At 74.2% G+C, this 2,441-nt stretch carries 5 protein-coding genes; all 5 read left to right on the top strand.

What is annotated here, in order from left to right; all coding sequences use genetic code 11:
• Nucleotides 1–220 (top strand): type II secretion system major pseudopilin GspG (gene gspG, locus VHK87_RS14635; RefSeq protein ID WP_329635625.1); only part of this gene is annotated, 220 nt, incomplete at its 5' end.
• Entirely contained in the window at nucleotides 195–662 is a 468-nt protein-coding gene (locus VHK87_RS14630) for a GspH/FimT family pseudopilin (protein WP_329635624.1), read from the top strand. The genes gspG and VHK87_RS14630, both read left to right, overlap by 26 nt.
• The gene (gene gspI, locus VHK87_RS14625) at nucleotides 649–1,014 is read left to right on the top strand and encodes a type II secretion system minor pseudopilin GspI (RefSeq protein ID WP_329635623.1); all 366 of its coding nucleotides are present in this window, start codon (nucleotides 649–651) and stop codon (nucleotides 1,012–1,014) included. Before VHK87_RS14630 ends, gspI begins: the two co-directional genes overlap by 14 nt.
• Nucleotides 1,011–1,598: a type II secretion system minor pseudopilin GspJ gene (gene gspJ, locus VHK87_RS14620; RefSeq protein ID WP_329635622.1), complete on the top strand. Its 588-nt coding sequence runs from the start codon at nucleotides 1,011–1,013 to the stop codon at nucleotides 1,596–1,598. Before gspI ends, gspJ begins: the two co-directional genes overlap by 4 nt.
• The coding region (gene gspK, locus VHK87_RS14615) for a type II secretion system minor pseudopilin GspK (protein WP_329635621.1) at nucleotides 1,595–2,441 on the top strand (847 nt) is incomplete at its 3' end. The genes gspJ and gspK, both read left to right, overlap by 4 nt.

Raw genomic sequence — 2,441 nt, 5'->3', positions numbered from 1 at the left:
CCAGGGGCTGGCCGCGCTGACCGCCCCGCCCCCGGGGCTGGCTCGGCCCGACCGCTACCGCGAGGGCGGCTACGTGCGCCGGCTGCCGAAGGACCCGTGGGGCAATCCCTACCAGTACGCCTACCCGGGCGAGCGCGGACGCTTCGACGTCTACTCGCTTGGCGCCGACGGCCAGAAGGGCGGCGAGGGGGACGATGCGGACATCGGCAACTGGAGCTGACGAGGCCGGCTTCACCCTCGTGGAGATGCTCGCGGCCGTGGCCATCCTCGGCCTGCTCACCGGCGCCGTGGTGATGAACCTGCCCGATAGCGGCGGCCGGCTCGGCGACGAGGCGGATGTCCTGGCCGCGCGCCTGCGCCGGGCGCAGGAGGAGGCGATCCTCACCAACCGGCCCGTCGAGGCCGCCGTGGACGCGGCGGGCTACCGCTTCCGTGTCCAGCGGCGCGGCGCATGGGCCGCCCTCGAAGACCGCACCTTCGCGCCGCGCGCCTGGGGCGAGGGGGTGGTCGTTCAGGTGCGTACCGCGGACGGCCGCAGCGCCGTGCGCTTCGACACCACCGGCGCGGCCGAGCCGGCGGAGATCCGGCTGCAGCGGCGCGAGCGGAGCGTGCGCGTCACCATCGACGGCCAGGGCCAGGTGCGGATCCATGCGACCGGCTGAGCAGGGCTTCACCCTCATCGAGATCCTGGTGGCGCTGGCGGTGCTCAGCCTGTCGGCCGTCGCCCTCTTGAACCTGACGGGCGAGAACACCCGCACCGCGGGGGCCATGGAGATCCGCACCCTCGCGGCCGTGGTCGCCGAGAACCGGGCGGTCGAGGCGCTGATCGCGCCCGCCGCCCCCGCCATCGGCCGCGCAGGCGGCGCCGACCGGCTGGCCGATCGCGAGTGGCGCTGGATGCGGCTGGTCAGCCGCACCGCCGACCCGCAGATCCTGCGCATCGACGTGCTGGTGCAGGCGCCCGGCGCCCGTCACACGGCGGCCGAGGTCACGGTTTTCCGAGGCCCGCAATGAAGGGCTTCACACTCGTCGAGATGATGGTGGCGCTGCTGATCTTCGGCCTCGTCGCCGCGGCCGGCGTCGGCGTGATGAGCTTCTCGGTAGACAACCAGGAGGTCGTCCGCGCCCACACCGAGCGCCTGGCCAAATTCCAGCGGGCGCGGGCGCTGCTGAAGGCCGACCTCTCCCAGGCCGCCGCCCGCCGCACCCGCGGGCCCGACGGCCAGGCCGCGGCCTGGACCTTCGCGGGCGGGGCGAGTGCGCCGCCGGGCCTGCTGCTCGGCCTCGTCCGCGCCGGCTGGGACAACCCCGACGCCAACCGGCGCGCGTCGCTGCAGTACGTGGAATACCGCCTCGTCCAGGACCGCTTGGAGCGGCGCGCTCGCCCGGCGCTGGACGGCGCCGAGCCAGGCCCCCCGCAAATCCTGCTGACCGGCGTCGAATCCGCCCAGGTGAGCTTCGCGGCCGGGAGCGAGTGGGTCGAGGCGTTGCCGGGCGGCGCGCACCGGCCGCCGCCCCAAGCTGTGCGGCTGCAGCTGCGCCTCAAGGACATGGGCCAGGTCGACCAACTGTTCCTGGTGACAGGAGAGGCCTGGTGAAGCGCGACGGCGAAGAGGGCGTGGCGCTGCTCACCGTGCTGCTGCTGGTGGCCGTGATGGCGACGCTGGCGGTGGCGCTGCTGGACGACATCCGCTTTTCCCTGCGCCGCACGGCCAACGCCGAGGCGGTGGGCCAGGCGCGTTGGTACGCCATCGGCGCCGAGACGCTCGCCAAGGCCCAGATCGCGCGCCTGAACGCGGCCGGCGGCGGGCGCACCACCCTGCAGGGCGGCTGGCACGGCCGGGCTCTGCGCTTCCCCATCGAAGGCGGAACCATCCAGGCCCGCGTGACCGACGGCGCGGCCTGCTTCAACCTCAACAGCGTCGTCCAGGGCGCCGGCGAGGTGCTGGAGCGCCGCGAGGCTGGCGTGCGCCAGTTCGTGAGCCTGACCCAGGCGCTGGGCGTGGCGGACGGCGAGCGTCTCGCCGCCGCCCTTGTCGATTGGATTGACACAAACATCCTGCGCGAAGGCGGTGGGGCGGAGGACGAGGCGTATGCGCAGGGCGGCGCGGGCTGGCTCACCGCCGCCACCCTGCTCGCCGAGCCCAGCGAACTGCGCGCCGTCCGCGGCTTCGAGCCGGCGGTCTACGAGAGGCTTCGGCCCTACGTCTGCGCCCTGCCGACGGCGGAGCTGTCGCCGATCAACGTCAACACCCTGCCGCCGGAGAAGGCCGTGCTGCTCACCATGCTGACCGAAGGCCGGCTGCCCCAGGCGGGCGCCCAACGGATCATCGAGGGGCGGCCGCCGTTCGGCTGGGCCTCGCCCGCCGAATTCTGGAACGCGCCCGCCCTGCAGGACGTGGCCCCGGCGGACGAAGCCGTGGGCCAGGTCGAAGTCCGCA

Source organism: Phenylobacterium sp. (genome assembly GCF_036263695.1).
Taxonomy (GTDB): domain Bacteria; phylum Pseudomonadota; class Alphaproteobacteria; order Caulobacterales; family Caulobacteraceae; genus Phenylobacterium.
This window is presented reverse-complemented; position numbering and strand designations above follow the sequence as displayed.